This window comes from Lysinibacillus sp. JNUCC 51 (genome assembly GCF_015999525.1).
GTDB lineage: Bacteria > Bacillota > Bacilli > Bacillales_A > Planococcaceae > Lysinibacillus > Lysinibacillus xylanilyticus.
Map to the genome: position 1 here is coordinate 1,123,651 of NZ_CP065545.1, position 24,319 is coordinate 1,147,969.

Genomic DNA, 24,319 nt, shown 5'->3' on the forward strand with positions numbered 1-24,319 from the left:
GCAATACAACAACAAAAACAATTACGCCAATGCGAAATCGGTTGGGATTGTTATGGTCACTTTCCCTCCTCCAGCTGATAAATCATTGGCGATAAGCAATGTTCCATCATGACTCTGAACAATGGATTGAGCAATATAAAGTCCCATCCCATGGTGGTTTCCCGCATTTCTGCTTGAATCTCCTCGATAAAATTGTTTGGTAGCCTCATTTAAATCTCTCGGAGAAAATCCACAGCCGCTATCAACAACAGTAAATTGAATAATATCAGCGGCACCTTGAACAGTTAATGTCACCTTGCCATTTTCAGGTGTGTGTTCTACAGCATTGGCAATGATATTTAAAATCGCTCGATAGAACCGCTCTTCATCGATCGATATAAGTGCAGGTAGCATTTCCTTTTGGACATCTACTTGAAGCTTTTTCTCCAACGAAAGAGCTCTCATTTGATCTTCTACTTCTATCATAAATGCATCTGTTTTAACATTCGTTTTTTCACGAACGATATTTTTCTCCATTTTAGATAAATCGATCAGCTCTTTCGTAAATTTTTCTATTTCCATCGTATTTTTCAAAATATAGTCATTATATTCTCTTTGTATATCATCTTGTTCAGTATCCTGTAAAAGTTCTGCATTCCCCCGAATAATTGTAAGAGGCGTTTTCAGATCGTGGGCAAGAGCTGAAATTTGCTCTCTACGGGTCTGTTCTGATTCCCATTGCTGTTTTAAGGAGCTGTTTAAGGCCTCTTTCATCTGCTCAAGAGAAATTGATATTTCATCTATTTCACGAATTCCTGAATGGTTAATCGTAAAATCTAAATTTTGATTTTGTATTTTTTCAATCGCTTCCTGCAAGCCAACCATTTTTTTCTTTAAACTTCTGCCAAAATGGATAGCAAGGACAGTTGCATAAGCCACTATCCCTATAATAAACAATAGAAATACAAATAGTTGCGGATTAGGCAAATATTTTCTTAAAATTTCCGAACGATACTGAGGTACTAAATAATATCGTAATATACAAATCTCATTTTCTCGCTCTATAAACGAGTAAAATTGGGAACCATTTGAAGTTTCCCCTTTTTTCATTAAATTCCAAGCCTTTATAGCTTCCTTTTCTGAAAGACTCCCTGTAAAAAATTGTCCATCTTTAGAAAAAACCGCGTAGTCAACAAGGTCTGGAATAATATCAGCTGTAACCGAACTACTAGACGTAATGCGATCCTTCGATAATGAAATCTGAGTTTCTGCATAATTTGCGGGTAGTACGATATTGGCAGAAAAAGTAAACAAAAATATACCAAACAGTAGTACTACTAATAGTATAGTGCCTATACATAGGAAAAAGAGATATCGAAGAAAAAAAGTATGTAGTCGTGTTCCTTTAGTAGGCTTTATTGTCTCCATTTATATCCGATCCCCCAAACAGTGTCAATGGCGTCAACATTAAAAGCATGTAGCTTTGAACGAATATTTTTAATATGCTCAGTAATAGCGGTACTGTCACTCTTCCCATCAAACCCAAAAACAGTTTCATAAATCTTTTCTTTAGAAAACACCTGTCCTCGATTTCGAGCTAAAAATTCGCATATTTCGTATTCACTTTTTGTCAGCATTACCTTTTCTTCATTTACAAACAGCTCTTTGCCGGATAAATTGAAGTGAACGTTATCTACAAAGAGAATGCTACGTCTTTCTCTTTTTTCGCGTCTCAAATGTGCATTCACTCTTGCACGTAGCTCCCCAATTCCAAACGGCTTGATAATATAATCATCTGCGCCCAGACCAAGACCATACATTAGATCCTCCTCCAACGATTTAGCCGTTAAAAAAAGGATAGGACAATCTACAGCATGACGTATTTGACCACATAGAGTAAACCCATCTATTTCGGGCATCATTACATCCAGTAAAATTAAATCGAAAGTACCAAGATTCATTTTACTTACTTCTGTCGCATCAGAGACTGCGGTTACTAAATGTTCGTCTTTTAGTAATGCATTTTTTATCAATACTAAAATATCTTTTTCATCATCTACTGCTAATATTTTTGCCATACTTCTACCCTCATCATTTTCCCTAACTTTCTGTTTTTCTTCCTTCCCATTTCCAGAACCATAAACAAGAAAGGACTAATGCAAGCAATGTCCCGCAAGATAAAGCAATAATACCTTCCTGAAGTCCTATTTCCACCGTCGATAGGTCAAGCCCTGACGCCTTCATTTCCCATAATGAAACAAAGTGACCACCCCAACCATAAGGTATAAATGACCAAATACCATCACCTAGTCCCGTGAGGAGTAGGGCTACTATTAGTGATCCGACAATCCCTAATCCGATTGAGGCACCTTTACCAAAATGAAAACTAACAAAAAAATGTAAAATATATAAAAATGCAAAGCTAACAAATAGAATACATCCAGCTATGAAATAAAATTGATAACCAAAAGTATCTTCATGCAGGAGTTCAATAAAACCAACACTAAAAATACCGAAGGACAGTATTATTGCTCCAAAACTAAATAACAATAACATTAGCAATTTGCTTAAATAGGCCACTACTTTTATTTTAGTAGCTGTTAGCATCCCCTGAAAATGTCCTGCATTTGCTTCTTGCTCCGCTGCCATCGCACAAACTAATCCAATAATAATTGGAAACCCACATGCTACTGCTTGAAGATAAGCCGTTACCCTATCATAAAAACCCCATGGTGAATAAGTATAGTATGCTAAAAATATCCCTGAAATAATAATAGGTACAATTAGATGTGTAAGCAAAAACGGCGTTCTTTTTGTTTTAAGAAACTCTGCTCTAAGTAATCTTAACATTACCATACACTATTTCGCCTCCTTTTTTTGGAACCAACGTGCAGTAAAGAAGCTAAGTAATGCAAACCATGCTAAAGCAATTAATATACCTGGAACTAAAACCGACATGCTTAATAACGGGCTACCTTCAGGCACTGGCAAACCATTTGGTAAAATCTCAAGAGTTGGACAAATTAGTCTTGCTGTAATGGCATAAGGAACTCTATACCAGAACTCTCCATTTGCAAATGCAATCATACCAGCAATATTGCCGACTAAATTTATAAAAATAGCCATATAAGTTCCTAATTTTGCCGCAAGGAATAAACAAAGTGGAATTTGCCATAAAAACGTTACGAAAATTAATAAACTACCTGTAAGACTATTAATGAAAGAATAGCTATTGCCAAAAAGTATTCCACCAGCAGTAATTCCTGCAAAGAAAATAAGTGTAATTAATAACAACCAGGCACTACATGCAAGTATTTTGCCATACCAAATCTTCTTCAGATCGAGTGGCATTGCGAGAATACTATGATATTTCAATTTAGCATCATTTTCCACCACTAATGCACAACATATCGTCAGAGCACCCGGTAAGAGCATTGTATACCACCAATTATAAGCACCCTTTTGGAAGAAGCTCCCTCCCATTAAAAATGCAGTTAGTAATATCGCCACAATGGGTGCCAGCCACACTAATTTAGGGATAAAAGTCTTTTTCCATTTTAATTTTTCGGCCTTCATAATTGAAATCATGTTACATGCCTACCTTTCTATTAGCAGACACTACTTGCATAAATAATGATTCTAATTCCTGACCTTGTGGGGCAACTCCCTGATAACCTAATTTCCCTCCTGCAATGATGCCAATTTCATCAACGACCTGTTCTACCTCTGACAGGATGTGGCTAGATAAAATGACTGTAATCCCTTGCTCTGGAAAAGATCGAATCAGCTTTCGAAGTTCTTGAATGCCGATTGGATCGAGACCATTTGTCGGCTCATCAAGAATTAAAAGCTTTGGATAATTTAATAGCGCAATAGCTATCCCTAGACGTTGTTTCATCCCAAGCGAAAACTGTCCTGCTCGTTTTTTCCCTGTATTGGTCAAATCAACAATTTTTAATACTTCGTCAATACGTGACTGCGGCAAACCGAGGGCAATCGTTCGAACCTTGAGATTTTCTCTTGCCGTTAAATTTTCATAAAGCGGTGGTGTTTCAATTAATACACCAATGTCTTTTAAATCATTACGATTCCATTCACGGCCATTAAAAAGTATTTTCCCTGCATTCGGACGTAGCATCCCCGTAATCATTTTTAACGTTGTTGATTTCCCTGCACCATTTGGACCGAGCAAACCATAAACAGTATTGCGAGGTATCGTTAACGACAGATCCTCTACGATTTTTTGCCCCTTAAAGCCTTTACTAAGATTTTCTGTTTGTAAAATAATATCTTCCATAATAATCATCTTCCTTTCGATGATTATAGTGTAAAAAATGATTATAAGGATTTTATAAGGATAACGAAAAATTTTGTGGTGTATCACAAAGAAAATCAATGATAGAGTATAACTTCGGCAAAACGAGGGGTTGATTTCCGTTCCGACTGAGCGCTTTCCTGGGGGCGTCCGATGAGCCGCTTCACTCGCGCTGCTCGCTCCAGGGTCTCATCTGTGACGCTAATCCCCAAGGAGTCGCTCAGTCTCCACTCCAATCAACCTCACTTAATATGTATCTACTTTCATGTCATTTTAGTGATAAAACAAAACTTCAGCACTACGGTTCTTCTTTGCAAAGCGATGTGCAACGTAGCAACAGAAACAATAATGTTTTAACACCTTAATTCCATTGACATAACAGTCTTTAAAAACACGAAAAGCATTTGGAATGAGTACATCCCAAATGCTTTTTGTCATGCAATATTAAATTTAATTTACATAAATTCTTTCACTAAATCATTAAAATCATTTTCGCTCATATTAATATCAATATCTGTTAATGGTAGCTCGGAGTAGCCTGGTACTTTTTCTTGATATGAAGCTGTTTCAGTATCTTGATAAATAATACCTGTTACTAAACCTTCATGCTCCATCACTGTACGCATTGCCATACCACGATCAGAATTATCATAGCCCTCAATATCAGCAAGCTTCGTTAAGTTTTCTTTAAACCAATCGTACGTGTTCACTTTGTTATACGTAACACAAGGTGAGAATACGTTGATGAATGAGAAGCCTTTATGATTAATACCTGCTTCAATTAAAGCTGTTAACTCTTTAATATCCGTTGAGAAACCTTGTGCGACAAATGTAGCTCCGCTTGTTAAAGCTACTTCTAATGGTTTTAATGAAGGCTCAATCGCACCACCTGGTGTAGATTTAGTAATAAATCCTGCAGCAGAACGTGGAGATGTTTGCCCCTTTGTTAAACCATAAATTTGGTTATCCATAACAACGTATGTGATGTCAATATTACGACGGATAGCATGAATTGTATGACCCATACCAATTGCAAATCCATCGCCGTCACCACCAGAAGCTATAACGTTCAAATCACGGTTAGCCATTTTTAAGCCTTGTGCAATTGGTAATGCACGACCATGAATACCGTGGAAACCGTAAGAATTAATGTAGCCTGAAATACGACCAGAACAGCCAATCCCAGAGATAACAGCTAATTCGTTTGGTTCAATACCAACGTTTGCCGCGGCGCGCTGAATCGCTGCTTGAACAGAGAAGTCACCACAGCCTGGGCACCAGTTTGGTTTCACTGTATTACGAAAGTCCTTAAATGTTGCCATTAGCGAGTCAACTCCTTCACACGATTTTCTAATTCACCTGGCAAGAATGGTGTACCATCATATTTTGTAATAGTCTCGATTTTATCGTGACCACCAACATTCATCTTCATGATATTTGCTAATTGACCTGTGTAGTTATTTTCTACAACGATTACTTTTTTCGCTTTTGCTACAAGTGGTACCACCTCAGCAGATGGGAATGGGTGAATTAAGCGAATATGTGCATGGTTCACCTTCATACCTTGAGCATTCAATCGTTCTTGTACTTCTTCAATTGCTCCACGTGTTGAGTTAAAACCAACTAATAAAATATCGGCTTCTTCGTGTGAAGCATTAGAATGTACTGGATTATCAAATTTCAATGCTGCTAGCTTACGGAAACGTTTATCCATTTGTACTTGACGGTTACCAGTTGCTTCAGATGGTTTACCTGTTTCATCGTGTTCAACCCCTGTTACATGGTGAATACCGTTTAACGTACCAGGTAGCACACGTGGCGAAATACCATCTTCCGTATCTTCATAACGTTTGAAGTATGCTTTATCAGCTGCTTCTTCAATGTCGCCTGTAACAATTTTACCGCGACGAATTTCAATTTTATTGTAATCGAATGGCTCTACAGATTGTTTACCTAGAGATAATTGCAAGTCAGTCATTAAAATAACTGGTAATTGTAATTCCTCTGCAATGTTAAACGCTTGGATTGTGTCAAAGAATGCCTCCTCCATTGTAGAAGGTGCAATTACTACTTTAGGAATTTCACCATGCGTACCATATAACATCGCCATTAAATCTGATTGCTCTTGTTTTGTTGGTAACCCTGTTGATGGACCACCACGTTGTGTATCAACAACAACTAGCGGCTGCTCCGTCATACCTGAAAGACCAAGTGCTTCCATCATTAATGAAAGACCAGGGCCGGCAGAAGCTGTAAAGGCACGAACACCACCAAAGTTTGCACCAATTGCCATTGTCGCTGCAGCAATTTCGTCTTCTGTTTGAATAACCGCACCACCGAATTTCGGTAATTTTTTAATAAGGTATTCCATAATCTCAGAAGCTGGTGTAATTGGGTAAGCTGCCATAAAGCGTGTCCCAGCCGCAAGTGCACCTAGTGCTACAGCATCGTTTCCGATCATGAACATACGGCGTTTGCCATCTGCTGGTGCTAAAGCCCATTCACCTACACGATCGCCTAAAAGCTCACTCATAATTTGGCGGCCTCGTGCAATGGCCTCCATATTTTTTTGAACTACTTCTTCACCTTTTTTACCAAAAATATCGTCGACAACATTTTGGAATACTGCATTATCTAAATTTAACAATGATGCAGTTGCCCCAATAGCCACCATATTTTTCATTAACGAAGTACCTAGCTCTGCTGCAATTTCTGTAAATGGTACCGCAAATAATGGCGCCTTTGAATCTTCTGGCTTCACTGGATCAAATTTTGAATCAGCTAAAATAATTCCTGTTTCTGTTAGTTCTTTATAATTGACGTCGATTGTTTCTTGGTCGAACGCTACTAAAATATCTAAATCATCCGCAATAGAACGTACTTCTGTTGGACGAACTGTAATTTTATTATTGGTATGGCCACCTTTAATTCGAGAAGAGAAATGACGATAACCGTATAGGAAGTAACCTAAACGATTCATTGCCGTTGAGAAAATTTCGCCTGTACTTTCAATCCCTTCACCTTGTTGCCCACCGACTTTCCATGAAAGCTGATGTAACATGTCAACAACTCCTTAGATCCAATGTATATGCTATTATATTTCCTTCATAAGTTTAACACGAAGAAACGGTCTGCACTATTGTTATTCAACGATTTAACCGAAAATCAGACCTTTGACTGAAAATGGGTTCATAAAGTTGTAATTTTCAAATCAATTAAGTTTAAAAAATTAACTTGCTGATTTCAAGTGACATTTAACATGTTAGTATGTAGGGCATGAGGCATTCTCTTCCTCATATCCTTATTTCTATCATAAACGAAAAAATGCCTTGCAGCTTATTATGTGCAAGGCATTTTACTTCATTACATTTTATCGAATACGTTTTTCCACAAGAAGCTTTAAAGCTGTACGTTCCTCACCAGCAATTAAAATATCGGCAAACGCCGGTGCGCAAATTAAATCTGTGCCACTTGGCGCTACAAATCCGCGTGCAATGGCCACTGCTTTCACGGCTTGGTTAAGTGCACCTGCCCCAACTGCCTGCATTTCTGCTTGCCCTTTTTCTCTGATTACCGCGACTAATGCACCTGCAACTGAATTTGGATTAGAGCGTGATGATACTTTTAATGAATCCACAATTATTCCTCCCCGTTTCGCGAATAGTGTTTACGCTCAACAACTCATGTCCCCCTTTTTTTGGACCTCAAGTTATTGTCGATAGGTCATTTTATGCTCGCCAAGAAGAAAATAGACTATTTTCATTTCTTATATATTGAAACAATCAAAAAAGACTGAAAATTTACATTGAAAATCTATGGTAATCAAACAAAGTATGGCTCTTTGGCAAACCGAGGAGGTGATTTCCGTTCCGACTGAGCGCTTTGTCGCTGACGCTTCGCTTTCGCACAGTTAAAACATTGTCGCTGACGCTTCGCTTTCGCACAGTTAAAACATTGTCGCTGACGCTTCGCTTTCGCACAGTTAAAACATTGTCGCTGACGCTTCGCTTTCGCGCAGATAAAACATTGTCGCTGACGCTTCGCTTTCGCGCAGAGCAAAGCTTGCTGGGGGCGTCCGATGAGCCGCTTCGCTGCAGGGTCTCGGGCCAACAGATGTTTTTTGCACGAAAGCGTAGTGCAACGAAGTGACAGCAAATGTTGGTCACGAAGGAGTCGCCCAGTTTCCACTCCAATCAACTGATTCACATGACTTCCGAAATGTCATCCAACTTTTTAGTTTTATCGGAACACTTTTACGATTTATCGACCAACTTTTAAATTTTATCGACTAACTTTCATGTTTTATCGCCCAACTTTTGAATTTTATCGACTAACTTTCACGTTTTATCACCCAACTTTTGAATTTTATCAACATCTACCTGCCAAAGAGCAAAAAACGATTCATACACAAAACTATGTGTGAATCCTTTTACGTTTTGATGTCGCCCAGTCGGAACGTAAATCAACTGATTGCCATAGCAAGTATCCTCTGACACGTCGCTTAAATCTAAGTGATAAAAGTAATTTTAATAAAGGAGTTTTGTCTGTGCGAAAGCGAAAGCAACAGCAACAACAACGCGAAGGAAGTGGCTCGACGCTCGACTACAGGAAAGCGAGTTGCCCGAAACAGAAATCATTCTTAGTTAAAGTGCCACAAAATTCTCAAAGATTCCCTTAACTATTTTGTTTTATAACAAAAAAACTATTGTGCATTTTTTAATACACAATAGTTTCTCTTCTTATGCTTGGAACGGATAATCTTCGTTTATATAAATTCGCTCGCAATGTATAGCTTTTCCTGTTTTATCATCAATCTCTACAAAGAAACCACTTAACACTTCGCGTCCTTTTTTAGGCACTTCAAAACGAGATGGCATGTTTGTTTGGAATCTATAAATGACACTTTCCTTCGTCATCCCTAAAATTTCATCGTATGGACCTGTCATACCAACGTCTGTAATATAGGCTGTTCCATTTGGATAAATACGTGCATCGGCGGTTTGAACATGCGTATGTGTACCAACGACTGCTGATGCCTTCCCATCTAAATGCCAGCCAAGTGCAATTTTCTCGCTTGTTGCTTCTGCGTGGAAATCAACGAACACAAGCGGTGACGTTTTATGTGCTTCTTCGATTAATTCCTCTGCCATCGCAAAAGGATCCTCATGAGGAGGTAAAAATACTCGTCCATGTAAATTAATAACAGATAGTGTTACACCGTTTTTTGAAATTTGCACCATTCCTTTACCTGGCGCCTCACTCGAAAAGTTCGCTGGACGGATTAAATAATCCGCATCATCAATAAAATCAAAAATATCTTTATTATCCCAAGTATGATTGCCCATTGTGATAACATCTACACCCATTTGCAATAGATCATTATAAATATTTCGTGTAATTCCACGCCCTGCTGCTGCGTTTTCACCATTGGCAATAACAATGTCTGTGTTATATTTTCTCTTTAAACGTGGCAAATATTTTTCCACTGCATCGCGGCCGATTGAACCAACGATATCACCAATAAATAGCACTTTCATTTTCAAAACCACTCTTTCTATAATTAGCATCTTTTAGTTTACCATCTATAACTGGTGATTCGCAATTGACCATGCAGTACAAATAAATATTTCCATTAACACTACATTGAATAAAAGCTTCGTTTAATTGATTAAATTATACTTATTCCTGTCCCACTTTTCTTGGTATTAAGTTCGTAAATTTACTTTTTACTACATGTATGAGCATTTTTCTTTGTCGCGCATTTATCACTAACACCATAAGAGTTAGGAATATAAGAATGCCATATAAAATGATATAGCTAATGAGAGAAACCCATGTAATATTCGGATTAAATATAAATAAAAGTAACTTCATAGTGATTGTTGAGAAAAAGAAAGCGACCATTAATTTTGATATATTTCGCCAAAATCCTTTGATATCTAATTTTAATTTTTTATGATAATAGACATTCATAATTACAACATTACCAACTAATAATGAAAATGCTGTTATACTTGCTGTTCCCAGTAAACCAAAATATTCAATAGCTGGAATCGATAACACAAAATTTAACAAGGCAATACATAATAATAGAATTGTTCTAAATCTTACTAAGTTTTTTGCTTTTAATACACTCAATCCTAAATTCTGAATAAGATCAACTGAGAAAGGGATCATAATGATCAATACAATATAATAAACTTGTTGAAACTCTTTTCCGACCCATAACGTAATAAAGTCTTTTCCAAAAAGTATGAATCCCCCCAAAACATAACCAATTATTAAAAACTGAATCGACCCTACTTTTTTAAATAGATGATTTATTTGCATCAGCCCATCTTCCTGCGTAACGAGTATTGATATTTTAGGCAAATAAAGATTGCTAATAGCTAGTGCCAACGACATAAAAATCATGACAATCTGCATGGCAATCGCATAAATAGCACCATCTACAGTACCTTTTAAAATACCTAAAAGTAGTTGATCAGTTTGCCAATAGATTTTATCTACAATTACAGTGACAGAAATAAAAAATGCATAAAGACAAATCTCTTTTAGCAAGCTCTTATTACTATTTTTAAATGTAAATTGTACATGAAGAATTTTTATACAAATTAATGCATCTATCAGGATAAATAAAGCATTATAAACTGCAACAATACCAATCATCGTAACAGAATCCGCACCATTTAAAAGGAAAATCAGCATCGTAATTGGCTGAATGATCACCTGTATTAAAGATACTATTTTAATAAAGATAAACCGTTCATACGCTTGTAAGATTGAATAGAAAACACATAATGGAAATTGCACTGCTAAACTAATGGTCATAAAAATAACCATCATTTTTACTTTCTCAATTTGATAATCTGATAAGCTACTTCCAAAAATATTGTCGACTTGTGAATATAAAATTACTCCAATTGCAATCGCAATCAAACCAATTAAGATATATAATTTCAGAAAAAATCCATTTAATTCCGCTTCACTGTTTTTGTCACCAAGAGCACGATTTCTTGATATGTAACGAACAATCGCATTACCAAATCCTAAATCTAAAATCGAGAAATAGCCAATAATCACCATCATTATTGCATATAAACCATACTCTTCTTGCCCAAGCATGCGAATCATAAATGGTGTAAACGCTATTGAAACTACAAAAGTACAAAAGATAGTTACATAGGAAAAAATTGCTGCAGTTTTAATTTCATTCATTTTCCCCAGTCCCTTCCTTTGAACTCACCATATGATAATCAGTCACTTATTATATTAATTCAATCTATTACTTATTCTTTAGTAACTTAGAAATATCAAGTAAGGCACTCACCCATTTCGTCATTTGACTACTAATCAATTATGCCGAGGCAAAATTGCGTCCGAGAAGCTTTAGGCCAACAAATGATGTTGGTCACTTAGTCGTCGCCACAGGACGTAGCGTTCTTAGACTGGGTTCCTCTATTTCAGTGGATGTTTGTACACCTTCTGAAAAGTGACTTAAAACCGCACTCATCTCACCACCCTTGAGGCTGGAGACTTCTATACCTGTCGCTAAGCTTTCGGCACAAAAGACAATTACTGAAAGAAATTAAAATTATCCATAATTAAAATAACCTTAGCTTCTGTTAAAATTTATTTTTGAAAGATGATTGGCATGAGCGTTAATTTCGAGATAACTTTTGATTGGTTAGAAATAGGGATTCCTGTATTAGAGGAATACAAATGTATTTATGTAGGATAAGGTGGTTTTTGCTTAGGAGTTATATATTCAACATATATTCATATGAAAACTCACAAGAACTCATTAATACTTAATCATTGTATTTCTTTTCAAGTTGAAATAAATAAGTACAGAGTGACTATATTGCTAGCAAATCTCTCGCTGTAAAAACAGCATCATGTTTTGGTCTATCGAGAGGGTTCATGGTGGACAACTTGATTCAAAAATCCTAAAAGATTGATATTATCAAATAGTTGATGCCACTCTAGATCCTGTAAATTTGGCGTCATAAATGGAAAGTTGTCTAGTTCGCTCTGTGTAAAATTAGCTAGGTCCGCATTCAATTTAAAAAAACACCCTTCTCTTTGTTTTTCAAATTCACGTAACCAATGATAATCGCTTGTCACAACTTTTAAGCCTAGCGCGCAGTATTCCAATAATTTTGTAGAAGCTTGTACATTGAATGGATATATATCTGGCATATAATTAAATCCATAAATGGCTTTTGACGCAATGCTAGGAATTTCATTATAGGGCATCACTCCAGTAAAAATGATATTGGAATGATTTTTATACTGAGCATATAAATCATCATTCGGCTGGCCTATTAATAGCATACTTTTATGCTTTAGCTTTGTGGTAAAAGGTTGTAGAGCAAATTCCAATTCCCTCCCCTTCCCCATAGCTCCCACATAGACAAAATCAAATTCTTTCTTTGTGTTTTGTAAAAAAAATTGTTTGGCAATGCCCATATCCCTAATAATCGCAGGCATCTTATCTTTCGTTTTCAAATCACTTTCCACTTTTTCATTCAAAAATACTTTTCCATCTGGGATAATATTGTAATGTTTTTTTAAATAATTTTTGAAGGAAGGAAAATAGCCGGTAGATAATGAATTATATTCGTGAATCACTTTGACATCCTTAAAATTCCTCCGCAAATCCATACCGGGAAATTTCCATAACACATCGAAGTCGTTACTTTTCATTTCTTTCAGTTCGTTATTCGTGATAATTTGGGCCTCTATTCCTTCTTGTTCATTAAAATAAGTCTCATATGCATTGATTTCAGGTAAATAGGATTTTTCACTATGCACAAAACTAATTTTCAATGTGTACAACTCCTCCATAGTATTCAAAGTGTTCTCGTTTAAATCAAACACAATATGCGCTTTAAAAGAAGCTACTATTCTGCTTTATTGGCATTTTGAAAAATCGGCCTTTACCTCATCAAATCATCTTACTATAGAAATATAGTTTGACATTCCTTAATTCCATTCGATAATATTCTCAATTTGCCAACGTGTCTGTCTGCACATACTCTCATTTACTGATCGTTTTTTTATTAAAAATGAGTGACAGGTGATCGCTATCCAGGCTATAGCACCAGCACAGCTTGTTTACGATTATGGGGGATATCAATTTTTTAAAATGCCTTATATTCATTCAGCCAATCAATATCATTAAAGAGTTTGTCTATGGTACACGATAAAATGTTAAATAGTCTGTTACATATTGCACCACTGTACTAAAGGTTAAAACTTTCGCATAAATGGTTATTACGTTCGCTTCAGCACATTTTCAGCCGACTATATTACAAATTCTCTTTTATAAACGGTATCCATTATTTCAACCCTTTATCTTGATTGCGCATACTATTGCACATCCCTAAATATAAAGTGAATAATAAAGAAGTAGCACCTAGCCCTCCAATACTAATATTGATAGCAGCGGAACAAATAAGTAAGAATAAAGGAACTTGAATCTTCGAGCGATTTACTTTATTCTTTATTCCCCTATAAAATGCGATAAGCATTATGAAAATATATAACACCATACAAGGAATACCGTATGACAGCATGTAGTCAAAATACGCGTTATGTGTACTGCTATTTTCGACACCGTGTTCTGTTAGTAGATAAGGAATATTTTCTTGCCCATATCCCCAAAGTGGCTGATTTTTTATTACGGAAATGGCGATTTCCCACAAATCCCCCCGAGAATTTAAGCCTTGTTCTATTCTAAAGAAATCCGCTTCATATAAAAAATACACACTAATACCTAATATCATGATAAAAAAAACAGTAAATACTATCGTTCCAATTTTCACCCTTCTTCTATAAAAGAAAGTAAGGAGCATTGTGAGACAAAGTGCTAAAAATGCTGTTCTAGAATTGGATAAAAAAAGTGCAGTAAAATTGAGTACACACAAAACTTTAAATAGAAATCCTTTTTTCTCAGCGGATAATATGACCGCTACACCTGCTATCGCCCCGAAATAATTAGGATCAAAATAAATCGAATTCACACGTCCATAATACGTATCGTAAATAAAAAAGGAACCATTTATTTTTGTTATAATACCGACAATGGAAAATAAGGAAATGAGATAAATAATGAAACGATCCACTTTACCAATTACTGTATGTGTTAGTTTCGGTATGATTAAAAAAAACACAATTAATGACAAACTCGTACTAAACAGTCTTAAAAGACCACCAAGAGAGATCAAACCATTACTTAAAGATGAGAGGAAGCTAGCGAAAAATAAGAAGTAGATGAGTAAAATGACGATATTGTTTTGATTTATTACTTGGAATAGTAATTGATCAAATCGTTCTCTATCAATGACAAAATGAGTCACAAGTAGTATCATTGCAACCAATAAAATACACATTAATATTAGACTATAAATATTGCTATAAATTATTTTTTCAAAGGATATCAAACTAAGAAACACGATAATTACTAATAAAAAGTATGAAATATTTTCTTTATTAACGAAATAATTCATATATTTCTCCTTACCTAATACGATTCGTATAGGAACAATGCTTATTACTTATTACTTATTACTTATTACTTATTACTTATTACTGGAATATTGATAATAATAGTGATCACGAGTTAGGGCCATATTATTCATAATAACACCTAATACCTTTGCCCGAGCTGTAGTAAGTAATGTTTTCGCCTTCAACATATCATCTTTTAAGGCAACATCTGTATCTACTACTAATAATGTACCGTCACACTTATGAGCTAAAATCTGGGCATCTGCAATGTGCAGTAAAGGAGGAGCATCGAAAATAATAATGTCATAATCTCGACAGATTTCTTTCATCAAAATATCCATTGTTGTCGAATCCAGTAAATCTGTAGGATTCGGTGGCATAGGACCACTAACGATGACATCAAGTCCTTCAATAGATGATCGTTGTACGACTTCATGAAACTTTTCTTGTCTTGTTAATACATTGGATAAACCTGACGTATTATACAATTCAAATGTATGGTGAATCGTTGGCTTTCGCATATCTGCATCAACAATGAGCACCCTTTTCCCATCTTGTGCAAAAACAACAGCAAGATTGGCTGCACTCGTCGATTTTCCTTCCCCAGCCATTGAGGAGGTCACTAAAATCGTTTTTAAATCTTTATCTGGCAAGGCGAATTTAATATTTGTACGTATAGCTCTGAATTGTTCAGAGCTAATGGAATTTGCATCTAGCACGGTTACTAATTTTCGTGGCATTGTCGTCAATTTTTTCTTTTTTCTTTTTCTCAAAAGTACCAATATTAATCGCTCCTAGCTCCCAAATTATTTAATTGGACTGATAAAACCAATTATCGGGAATTCTAAAATTTCTTTCACTTCATGTTCAGATTTAATTTTCTTATTGGAAACTTCTAATAGAAAGGCAATTGCCATACCTACTAAAAAACCGAATACTCCCCCAATAACCAAATTCAGTAGTTTATTTGGTTTGATAGGAACAGGATTTTCACTAACTTTTGCGGAAGATAAAATCGTAATATTATCTACACTCATTAATACTGGAATCTCTCGTTTAAACACTTCAGCCAAAGTATTCGCAATTTCTACCGCCTGTTTAGAATCAGAATCCTTTACTTTAACAGAAACGACTTGAGAGCTATTTGCATTCGTCACCGAAATTTGATCCATTAACTGCTCTGGTGTGCTATTCAAATCAAGCCTCTCAATCACTTTCGTTAAAATAACAGGACTTTTAATAATGATGCTATACGTATTGATCAATTGTAAATCTATCTCTAATTTCTGCGCCTCAAATTGAGTTTGCTGCTGAGCATCTAGCTTTTGATTAACCAAAATTTGAGTTTCTGATTGATAAACTGGCGTAAGCACAAAATAACTCATAACAGCCGCAATCCCTACCAAAAGAGCAGTTAGACTCATTATAAGAATGAACCGTTTTTTCAATATCTTGATGAAATCAAATAAGTTTATTGTTTTCTCCATACACGACCCCTTCAATCCTAAATGTCTATACGATCATTTAGTCATTTTTAGATACTCACCATTTAATACATATATGAATATTATTTTCTTGTTATTCATTGAAGATGAATTAATTGATTTCTTACAAGTTATATAAAAACAATTTGTAATTATTTAAACGTTGTTATATTGTATGCAGAGAAATAAAATACGCTTAAATCCAAAAGCTGCGCTAGTCGTTTAAAACGTACGGCTAACGCAGCTATAATTAGGACAGTAATGTTATACTATATTAAGGGTAACTGTTATTCTTTATATCAAAGTATTAATATCCATCAATTTGTACTTAATAAGCTGCTCTCAAAATAAACGTGAATTATTTTTTAAATTACATTGTTTAGTAGTCAGTATATCGCTTAATTTTCTAAGTTATTCATCACTAGATTAGATAAAATGATTTTCTAGTTCTTTACTATCAATTCTTTATTTTAAAATACCTCGTCTTTTTAATTCCACAGGCTCCAGTAAGATTAAAGGTTGATTATTAACGATCCTTCTATTATTTTCCAATAAAATATCAACTATATCTAATTCTTTTTTCTTTTCTAAATATCGAAGTCCTTTCTCAAAGTGAAAGGGTCTTGTTGTCAAATTGTGAACATCAGAGCCATATGTATGTACATAATTTGCTCGAATAAGCTCTAATGAAAATTTTTGAGTTTTTCTTCCAAAATGTCCACTAAGACTTCCAGCTGTAATTTGGGCAAATGCACCATTACGAATAAGGACCTCTAGCCGGCTCGGATTCTCAGCAATAGCACGATTCCGTTCTGGATGGGCAATAATAGGTGTATAACCTGCTATTAATAATTTTGTCATCAAGTCATTTGTATAGCTAGGAATAATATTTGACGGTAATTCAATCAGAACATACTTTGAGTTTGCCAACACATGTAGCTGATTATCATTAAGTAAGTTGCCAATATGATTGTTTATTCGAACTTCTTGTCCAGTATGTAATGTTATCGGTATATCGTGATGTTCGATTAATTCACGTAAGTTATCTAATTGTTTTACTACGGTTGCATAGTCTACATGAAATTGCGGTTTAAGGGCATGAGAAGTTGATATTATTTCCGTAATTCCCTCTTTTACAGCCCGCTTTAATATTTGTAATGATTCTTCTTCAGTTCTCGGTCCATCATCTACCCCATGTAAAATATGTGTATGTATATCAATCATTGCTCTCACAACTTTCTCTGAAATTATTATTAACTCCCTATCTTTTCTTTATGATAGAAAACTTTTAATCATGACAATTTCACAATAAAAAAAGGTTTCTCTAGATTTTCATCTAGAGAAACCTCTAACTTTCAACACTATTTCGCATACTCCACGGCACGTGTTTCACGAATAACCGTTACTTTAATATGGCCCGGATAATCAAGTTCTTCTTCAATTCGCTTACGTATATCTCTCGCTAAGCGATGTGAAGCTAAGTCATCAATTTTTTCAGGTTGTACAATTATACGAATTTCACGACCAGCTTGAATCGCAAAGGATTTTTCTACACCATCATAGCTTTCAGAAATTTCCTCTAACTTTTCAAGTCTACGGATATAGTTTTCAAGCGTCTCACTTCGAGCACCTGGACGAGCCGCTGACAATGCATCAGCTGCAGCCACTAATACCGCGATGACAGATGTTGCTTCTGTATCACCATGGTGAGAAGCTATACTGTTTATTACGACTGGATGTTCTTTGTATTTCGTTGCTAATTCTACACCAATTTCAACATGACTACCTTCAACTTCATGATCAATCGCTTTACCAATATCATGTAATAAGCCTGCACGGCGAGCTAATGCTACATCTTCACCAAGTTCAGCAGCAAGTAAGCCTGCTAAATGCGCAACCTCAATGGAATGCTTTAGAACGTTTTGTCCATAGCTTGTACGATATTTCATACGGCCTAAAATTTTCATTAAATCTGGATGTAAGTTATGAATGCCAATTTCAAATGTTGTTTGCTCACCTGTTTCGCGGATTTGTTCATCCACTTCACGTCGAGCTTTTTCCACCATTTCCTCAATTCGGGCAGGGTGAATTCGGCCATCCTGTACAAGTTTTTCAAGTGCAAGTCGAGCAGTTTCACGACGAATTGGATCAAAGCCTGATAAAATAACCGCCTCTGGAGTATCATCAATAATTAAATCTATACCTGTTAGCGTTTCCAAAGTTCGGATGTTACGACCTTCACGACCAATAATACGGCCTTTCATTTCATCATTTGGCAAGTTCACGACAGATACTGTTGTCTCAGCAACATGGTCTGCTGCAAAACGCTGCAATGCCAGCGATAAAATTTCACGTGCTTTTTTATCTGAATCTTCCTTCGCACGTGTTTCAGCTTCCTTCGTCATCACAGCAATATCAGTTGTTAGCTCTTTTTCTACTTCTCCTAAGATAATAGCTTTTGCTTCATCTCTAGTTAAAGCAGAAATTCTCTCTAGCTCCGATTTTTGCGAGGCAACGAGCTCGTCCACTTTGCTTTCCATCTGTTCAATATGCTGTTGTCTTTCGCTTAAAGCTTGTTCTTTACGCTCTAAGCTTGCTTCTCTCTTATTTAGAGCATCATCTTTGCGATCAAGATTCTCTTCTCTTTGCAATAAACGGTTCTCTTGTTTCTGAAGTTCTGAACGACGTTCACGAATGTCATTTTCTGCTTCAGTACGAAATTTGTGAGTTTCATCTTTGGCTTCAAGTAGTGCTTCTTTCTTCAATGCCTCCGCTTCTCGTTTTCCTTCTTCAACGATTGTTTCAGCGACATGTTTAGCACCAGTGATTTTTGAGTCATTCACTTTTTTCATGTAGATAAAGCTAACAGCGGCACCAACGATGAGTCCAAGCAAAGCGGAGATGATAGTAATTCCATCCATATGAACACCTCCTCTTGCTATTTGGGTATTACAGTTTCAGTCGGCGCATACATCAATCTCGCCTTTGGCATAGTAATTGCGTCCCGGATTTTGAAATTATGCTCTGGTCTGCACGAGGAGCCGTCATGATGTCGGTCACTCGGTAAAGTCACAGGAAGTGGTGTTTTTACCGATGCAGATACGTTAGCTGTTTTCGCAGGATGCAAAGAACTAAGGCTAACATCTTATTATTCATTTCTTTCAAAATCCTTGGCATCTGCCAGAGTCTTCATCTTCATTTACTAGGGCTTTATGGCCTTTATTAATGAATTCAGAATGTACTGCCTATTTAAAGTCATAATTCAGAAATTATACATATTTAATTGTATAGCTAGCCTCAAGCTCTGTCAAGGATAGTCGGGCATCTGTTCGCCCTCCTATGAAAAAAAGTCAGTCATAACCATTAAGAGAATTAATTTCCTATTACTTTTTACACTAACGCTTATTTTACCTTTTAACATTAACGCATAGAAGCAGTACTTAGGAATTATATTTACAAAGCTTCCCTATCTCTCTTTGTAGCACACAACTTTTAATGTTCCTAATAAATATTATAAAACCATATTCCCCAGTATGTGTAAACAAAAAAAATGCATTGCTCCCACTATAAAGAGTGGGAACAATGCATTTATATTATTCATCTTCAAGAAGAAGTTTTAATTCCTCATCCATTTCTTCCTCATCATCATGCGCAGCAATTGTGTAAGATGATGATGCAATACCGTAAGAAGCACGGATTTTATTTGCGATGTCGTCAAGTACTGCTGGATTTTCTTTTAAATACTGTTTAGCATTTTCACGACCTTGACCTAGGCGCTCATCACCGTAAGCATACCAAGAACCGCTTTTTTGAACGATATCTAGTTCAACACCTAAATCGACTGTTTCGCCCTCTTTTGAAATTCCTTCACCGTACATAATATCAACTTCAGCTGTACGGAATGGTGGTGCTACTTTGTTTTTCACAATTTTAATTTTTGTACGGTTACCCATAATGTCATTGCCTTGTTTAATAGCTTCTGCACGACGTACTTCTAAACGAACAGAGCTATAGAATTTAAGTGCACGACCACCAGGTGTTGTTTCCGGGTTTCCGAACATAACACCGATTTTTTCACGTACTTGGTTAATGAAAATGGCAATCGTTTTTGATTTATTGATAGCACCTGAAAGCTTACGTAACGCCTGAGACATTAAACGTGCTTGTAAACCAACATGCGAATCACCCATATCTCCTTCGATTTCCGCTTTCGGAACCAATGCTGCTACTGAGTCAATAACGATGATATCGATAGCACCACTACGTACTAATGCTTCTGCGATTTCAAGCGCTTGTTCTCCTGTATCTGGTTGAGATAATAGAAGTTCATCAATATCGACACCTAATTTTTGTGCATAGATTGGATCTAACGCGTGCTCAGCATCGATAAACGCTGCTTGTCCACCCTTTGCCTGAACCTCTGCAATGGCATGAAGAGCAACCGTTGTTTTACCTGATGATTCAGGGCCGTATACTTCAATAATTCGTCCACGTGGATAACCACCAACACCTAATGCAGCATCAAGTGCTAGCGAACCACTTGATGATGTAGCGATTTCTAAATCAGTCTTTTCGCCAAGTTTCATGATTGAACCTTTACCAAAATTCTTTTCAATTTGTTTTAACGCCTGTTCTAAGGCAGCTTTACGATCACTCATTCATTTTCCTCCTTCGAAAACTGTTCACTGTTTTTCTCTATCTCTACTATACTTGTTTTTGAGATAAGACGCAAGAAAAAAGCGAACATTTATTCGTTTTTCTTCAAAATAAAAATTTGGGTAACTTTCCATTACCCAAATTTCTATTTCAACTATATTATGGATCACCACCAAAACGTGTAGTTGATTTCCGTTCCGACTGTGCGCTTTGTTGCTGTCGCTTCGCTTTCGCACAGATAAAACATTTGCCGCTGACGCTTCGCTTTCGCGCAGATAAAACATTTGTTGCTGTCGCTTCGCTTTCGCACAGAGCAAAGCTTCCTGGGGGCGTCCGATGAGCCGCTTCACTCGCGTTGCTCGCTCCAGGGTCTCGGGCCAACACGATGTTGGTCACGAAGGCGTTGTCACAGGATGTGATGGTCTTAGCCTTCGTTCCTCTATTCGCTAATCCCCAAGGAGTCGCCCAGCCTCCACTCCAATCAACTTATTTACATAGTAACGTTTTAACAAAAAGTAATCCGAAACTTTTAGGGATGAACCTATATTATGCCAAGGCATAATTGATTAACGTTTTTTAAAGCCTCTTTCTACTAAAAGCTGCATTAAATAATGACAAGTAAATTTCGCTGCACGCAGTCGATTTGTATTACGCATACCCGATAAATGAAGTAAATACGTTATCGGTTTTTCATCGCCAATGGCAAGACCAATCCAAACCGTCCCCACTGGTTGATGATCATGGGCTGTAGGACCTGCTGCACCTGTTAATCCAATACCAATATCTGTATCAAACTTTTCACGAACAGCGCTAGCCATAGCCGCTGCACATTCACTGCTTACAATACCATGTGTAGTTAATAATTCCTTAGAAATACCGAGTTGCTTAATCTTAGCCTCTTCCGTATACGTAACAACGCCACCAACAAGGGCATCCCCAACACCTGGTATTTCAGCAAGCTCTGACTGAAATAATCCCGCTGTTAAACTTTCTGCTGCAGAAATTGTTAACTTATTGTCTAGTAACATTTCTACTGTTTTAGAGGCAAGAGAATCATCATCTATACCGTATTGATAGTCCCCAACAATCGCTTGAATCTCCGCTACCTTCGAGGCAATAAGCTGCTGCGCTTCTTGCTCCGTTTCTGCTTTGGCAGTTACACGCAATGTAACCTCACCGTCAGAAGCAAGTGGAGCAACAGTTGGGTTTGTTTGCGAATCTAAAATATTTTGGACACGTACCTCTAGCTCCGCCTCTCCAATTCCATAAAAACGCATAACGTGCGATGTAATTACCCCTCCAGCATTTAACATCGCACCAAGCTTTGGCTTTGCTTCAAACTGGAACATTGGCTCAAGCTCTTTAGGTGGCCCCGGAAGCAAAATATACGTACGCCCATCCTTTGTTAATATCATGCCAGGTGCCATACCGTGATGGTTTACAAGCACCTCACTACCCGCTAGTATTAAAGCCTGCTTACGATTATTTTCCGTCATTGGGCGTCCTCGTTTTGCAAAAAACTGCTCAATATTAGCTAGTGCGATATCATCAAATTCGAGAGAAACATCAAGATGACGCGCTATCGTTTCCTTTGTTAAATCATCTTTTGTAGGACCAAGCCCACCAGAGAAAATGATTAAATCAGCACGAGTCTCTGCAATGGAAATGGCCTCTTCTAAACGGTGTGCATTATCTCCAACAACAGTGTGATAATACACATTTATCCCTAACTCGGACAACTGACTAGAAATAAATCTCGCATTTGTGTTCGAAATCTGACCAAGCAATAACTCTGAGCCAACCGCAAGAATTTCAGCATTCATGATCCTCAAGACCTCTCTTATTTAGACTCAAGTAAGACACGTCGATTTAGATAGAAATAATCCCATCCAGACCATAGTGTAAAGAACAATGCAATATATAGCATAATTGTATCAAATGGAATACCGATAAGTGTAAAGATTGTATTGTGTAAAAGTGCTGCTCCGATGGCTACAATTTGAGCCCATGTTTTAATTTTCCCAAGCTGGTTCGCAGCAACAACTTCTCCTTCACCTGCCAATATTAAACGAAGGCCAGTTACTGCAAACTCACGGCTAATAATAATTATTATTATCCATGCAGACGCCATATCAAGCTCTACCATTAAAATAAAAGCTGCTGAAACTAGCAATTTGTCAGCAAGTGGGTCTAAAAATTTCCCAAACGTTGTCACAAGATTGTACTTACGTGCATAATAACCATCTACCCAATCAGTTGTTGAAGCAATAATAAAAATGAGTGCACCTACAAAATGATGAACAGGCATCGTCGCACCGAATAGTGACATTGTTCCCCAGCCAAAATCAAACATCATAACAATGACAAAGAACGGAATAAGTAAGATTCGAGAGATGGTAATTTTATTTGGAATGTTCATTTTTCTAACACCTTTCATGATGAAAGAAAGTAGTCATCACTAGATGACTACTATTCTTTATTGAAATTGATGACGATGTTTTGCGTAACAATTTGCTGTGCATACGTTAAAGGCTCGTCATTAATGTATACTTTAGCTTGCGTTGAATTACCTAAACGGATACGGGCATAATTTTGAGATGTTGCGTCGAATTCTACTACTTCTCCTGCATTATATACACGAGTATCTGTTAGTACTTCTTGTTGCTGTTGGTTTCGAATACCGATAAATGTAGGACCTGATACTTCTATACGTATTTTAAATGCATCGGCACCTGTTAACGTATAAGTAGTTGTAGCACCGTCCGCTTCAATAGTCCCAGCTGAAATCGATTGCTTAACGTCTTCAGTTTGCTTTTCATCAGGTGTGTCTGCTGAATCTGTTGAGTCTTGTTTGTCCTTCGATTGAGCTTTTTTATGCTCTTTTTCTTTATCTTTTTCTGTATCTATAGGTTTTACTTTTGTATCATATTCTATTTCTGATGAAGTATCGTCCATAACATCTGGCACTGCACTATTTTTAGACTGCATTAGAACCCAAATCACCACAATAATAACAATGATAAATAAACCAACGATTATTTTCGGCATTGCTTCCATCATTTTAGTAGAAGGGCCTTTTGAAACTTTCCTTCTACTTGGACTACTAGTCATCTGACTCACTTGATTGTTTGGAGTTCCTGGTAGTTCGCTTTTATAAGTTTCTAAAAGCTCCTCCGCGTCCAAACCAACAGCGTCAGCATATTGTTTAATAAAAGCTCGTACATAAAACGAACCAGGCATAATCGAATAATTGCCCTCTTCAATACCTATTAAATAACGCTTTTGAATTTTTGTTATTTCTTGTAAATCGTCTAAACTGTAGCCTTTAGACAGTCTCGCCTCTTTCAGTCGAGTCCCTAATTCTGCCACT

21 protein-coding genes are annotated in these 24,319 nt (G+C 36.6%); all 21 read right to left on the reverse strand.

Annotation, left to right across the window (positions count from 1 at the left end):
* Positions 1-21: 21 nt before the first annotated feature.
* The 21 genes from JNUCC51_RS05815 to JNUCC51_RS05915 all read right to left on the reverse strand — a co-directional run bounded on the left by JNUCC51_RS05815 (position 22) and on the right by JNUCC51_RS05915 (position 24,318).
* Positions 22-1,407, reverse strand: coding sequence for a sensor histidine kinase (locus tag JNUCC51_RS05815; RefSeq protein WP_337991229.1), 1,386 nt, complete (start codon positions 1,405-1,407; stop codon positions 22-24).
* Positions 1,395-2,057 (reverse strand): response regulator transcription factor, encoded by a 663-nt coding sequence (locus JNUCC51_RS05820; protein WP_337991230.1) that lies wholly within the window; start codon positions 2,055-2,057, stop codon positions 1,395-1,397. Before JNUCC51_RS05820 ends, JNUCC51_RS05815 begins: the two co-directional genes overlap by 13 nt.
* A 22-nt stretch (positions 2,058-2,079) precedes the next feature.
* Complete coding sequence (locus JNUCC51_RS05825; protein WP_337991231.1) at positions 2,080-2,835, reverse strand: lantibiotic immunity ABC transporter MutG family permease subunit; 756 nt, start codon at positions 2,833-2,835, stop codon at positions 2,080-2,082.
* A gap of 3 nt (positions 2,836-2,838) precedes the next feature.
* Entirely contained in the window at positions 2,839-3,567 is a 729-nt protein-coding gene (locus JNUCC51_RS05830) for a lantibiotic immunity ABC transporter MutE/EpiE family permease subunit (RefSeq protein WP_337991232.1), read from the reverse strand.
* A 1-nt stretch (position 3,568) separates the two neighbouring features.
* Positions 3,569-4,276 carry a lantibiotic protection ABC transporter ATP-binding protein gene (locus JNUCC51_RS05835; protein WP_268635862.1) on the reverse strand — a complete coding sequence of 236 codons (708 nt, stop codon included), beginning with the start codon at positions 4,274-4,276 and terminating at the stop codon, positions 3,569-3,571.
* A gap of 473 nt (positions 4,277-4,749) precedes the next feature.
* Positions 4,750-5,616, reverse strand: coding sequence for a 2-oxoacid:ferredoxin oxidoreductase subunit beta (locus JNUCC51_RS05840; RefSeq protein WP_337991233.1), 867 nt, complete (start codon positions 5,614-5,616; stop codon positions 4,750-4,752).
* Positions 5,616-7,355: a 2-oxoacid:acceptor oxidoreductase subunit alpha gene (locus JNUCC51_RS05845; RefSeq protein WP_337991234.1), complete on the reverse strand. Its 1,740-nt coding sequence runs from the start codon at positions 7,353-7,355 to the stop codon at positions 5,616-5,618. The genes JNUCC51_RS05840 and JNUCC51_RS05845 overlap by 1 nt, the downstream gene beginning before the upstream one ends.
* A gap of 309 nt (positions 7,356-7,664) precedes the next feature.
* A complete protein-coding gene (locus JNUCC51_RS05850; protein WP_004224903.1) occupies positions 7,665-7,931 on the reverse strand; it encodes a stage V sporulation protein S in 267 nt (88 codons plus the stop codon).
* A gap of 1,102 nt (positions 7,932-9,033) precedes the next feature.
* Complete coding sequence (locus tag JNUCC51_RS05855; RefSeq protein ID WP_337991235.1) at positions 9,034-9,831, reverse strand: TIGR00282 family metallophosphoesterase; 798 nt, start codon at positions 9,829-9,831, stop codon at positions 9,034-9,036.
* Between the two features lie 142 nt (positions 9,832-9,973).
* Positions 9,974-11,512: an oligosaccharide flippase family protein gene (locus JNUCC51_RS05860; RefSeq protein ID WP_337991236.1), complete on the reverse strand. Its 1,539-nt coding sequence runs from the start codon at positions 11,510-11,512 to the stop codon at positions 9,974-9,976.
* Positions 11,513-12,202: 690 nt separating this feature from the next.
* Entirely contained in the window at positions 12,203-13,126 is a 924-nt protein-coding gene (locus JNUCC51_RS05865; protein ID WP_337991237.1) for a glycosyltransferase family protein, read from the reverse strand.
* A 512-nt stretch (positions 13,127-13,638) separates the two neighbouring features.
* Complete coding sequence (locus JNUCC51_RS05870; RefSeq protein ID WP_337991238.1) at positions 13,639-14,808, reverse strand: O-antigen ligase family protein; 1,170 nt, start codon at positions 14,806-14,808, stop codon at positions 13,639-13,641.
* A gap of 72 nt (positions 14,809-14,880) precedes the next feature.
* Positions 14,881-15,591, reverse strand: coding sequence for a CpsD/CapB family tyrosine-protein kinase (locus JNUCC51_RS05875; protein WP_443136975.1), 711 nt, complete (start codon positions 15,589-15,591; stop codon positions 14,881-14,883).
* A gap of 24 nt (positions 15,592-15,615) precedes the next feature.
* Positions 15,616-16,296 carry a YveK family protein gene (locus JNUCC51_RS05880; RefSeq protein ID WP_337991239.1) on the reverse strand — a complete coding sequence of 227 codons (681 nt, stop codon included), beginning with the start codon at positions 16,294-16,296 and terminating at the stop codon, positions 15,616-15,618.
* Between the two features lie 462 nt (positions 16,297-16,758).
* Positions 16,759-17,517, reverse strand: coding sequence for a tyrosine-protein phosphatase (locus tag JNUCC51_RS05885; RefSeq protein ID WP_337991240.1), 759 nt, complete (start codon positions 17,515-17,517; stop codon positions 16,759-16,761).
* Positions 17,518-17,654: 137 nt separating this feature from the next.
* Positions 17,655-19,214, reverse strand: coding sequence for a ribonuclease Y (gene rny / locus JNUCC51_RS05890; protein WP_100543877.1), 1,560 nt, complete (start codon positions 19,212-19,214; stop codon positions 17,655-17,657).
* Positions 19,215-19,886: 672 nt separating this feature from the next.
* A complete protein-coding gene (gene recA / locus JNUCC51_RS05895; RefSeq protein WP_337991241.1) occupies positions 19,887-20,951 on the reverse strand; it encodes a recombinase RecA in 1,065 nt (354 codons plus the stop codon).
* A 24-nt stretch (positions 20,952-20,975) separates the two neighbouring features.
* Positions 20,976-21,299: a hypothetical protein gene (locus JNUCC51_RS05900; protein WP_337991242.1), complete on the reverse strand. Its 324-nt coding sequence runs from the start codon at positions 21,297-21,299 to the stop codon at positions 20,976-20,978.
* Between the two features lie 216 nt (positions 21,300-21,515).
* Positions 21,516-22,772 (reverse strand): competence/damage-inducible protein A, encoded by a 1,257-nt coding sequence (locus JNUCC51_RS05905; protein ID WP_337991243.1) that lies wholly within the window; start codon positions 22,770-22,772, stop codon positions 21,516-21,518.
* 17 nt (positions 22,773-22,789) lie between these two features.
* Entirely contained in the window at positions 22,790-23,368 is a 579-nt protein-coding gene (pgsA, locus tag JNUCC51_RS05910; RefSeq protein WP_134018854.1) for a CDP-diacylglycerol--glycerol-3-phosphate 3-phosphatidyltransferase, read from the reverse strand.
* 50 nt (positions 23,369-23,418) lie between these two features.
* On the reverse strand, positions 23,419-24,318 hold the full coding sequence (locus JNUCC51_RS05915; protein WP_337991244.1) for a helix-turn-helix domain-containing protein: 900 nt from the start codon (positions 24,316-24,318) through the stop codon (positions 23,419-23,421).
* Position 24,319 lies beyond the last annotated feature (1 nt).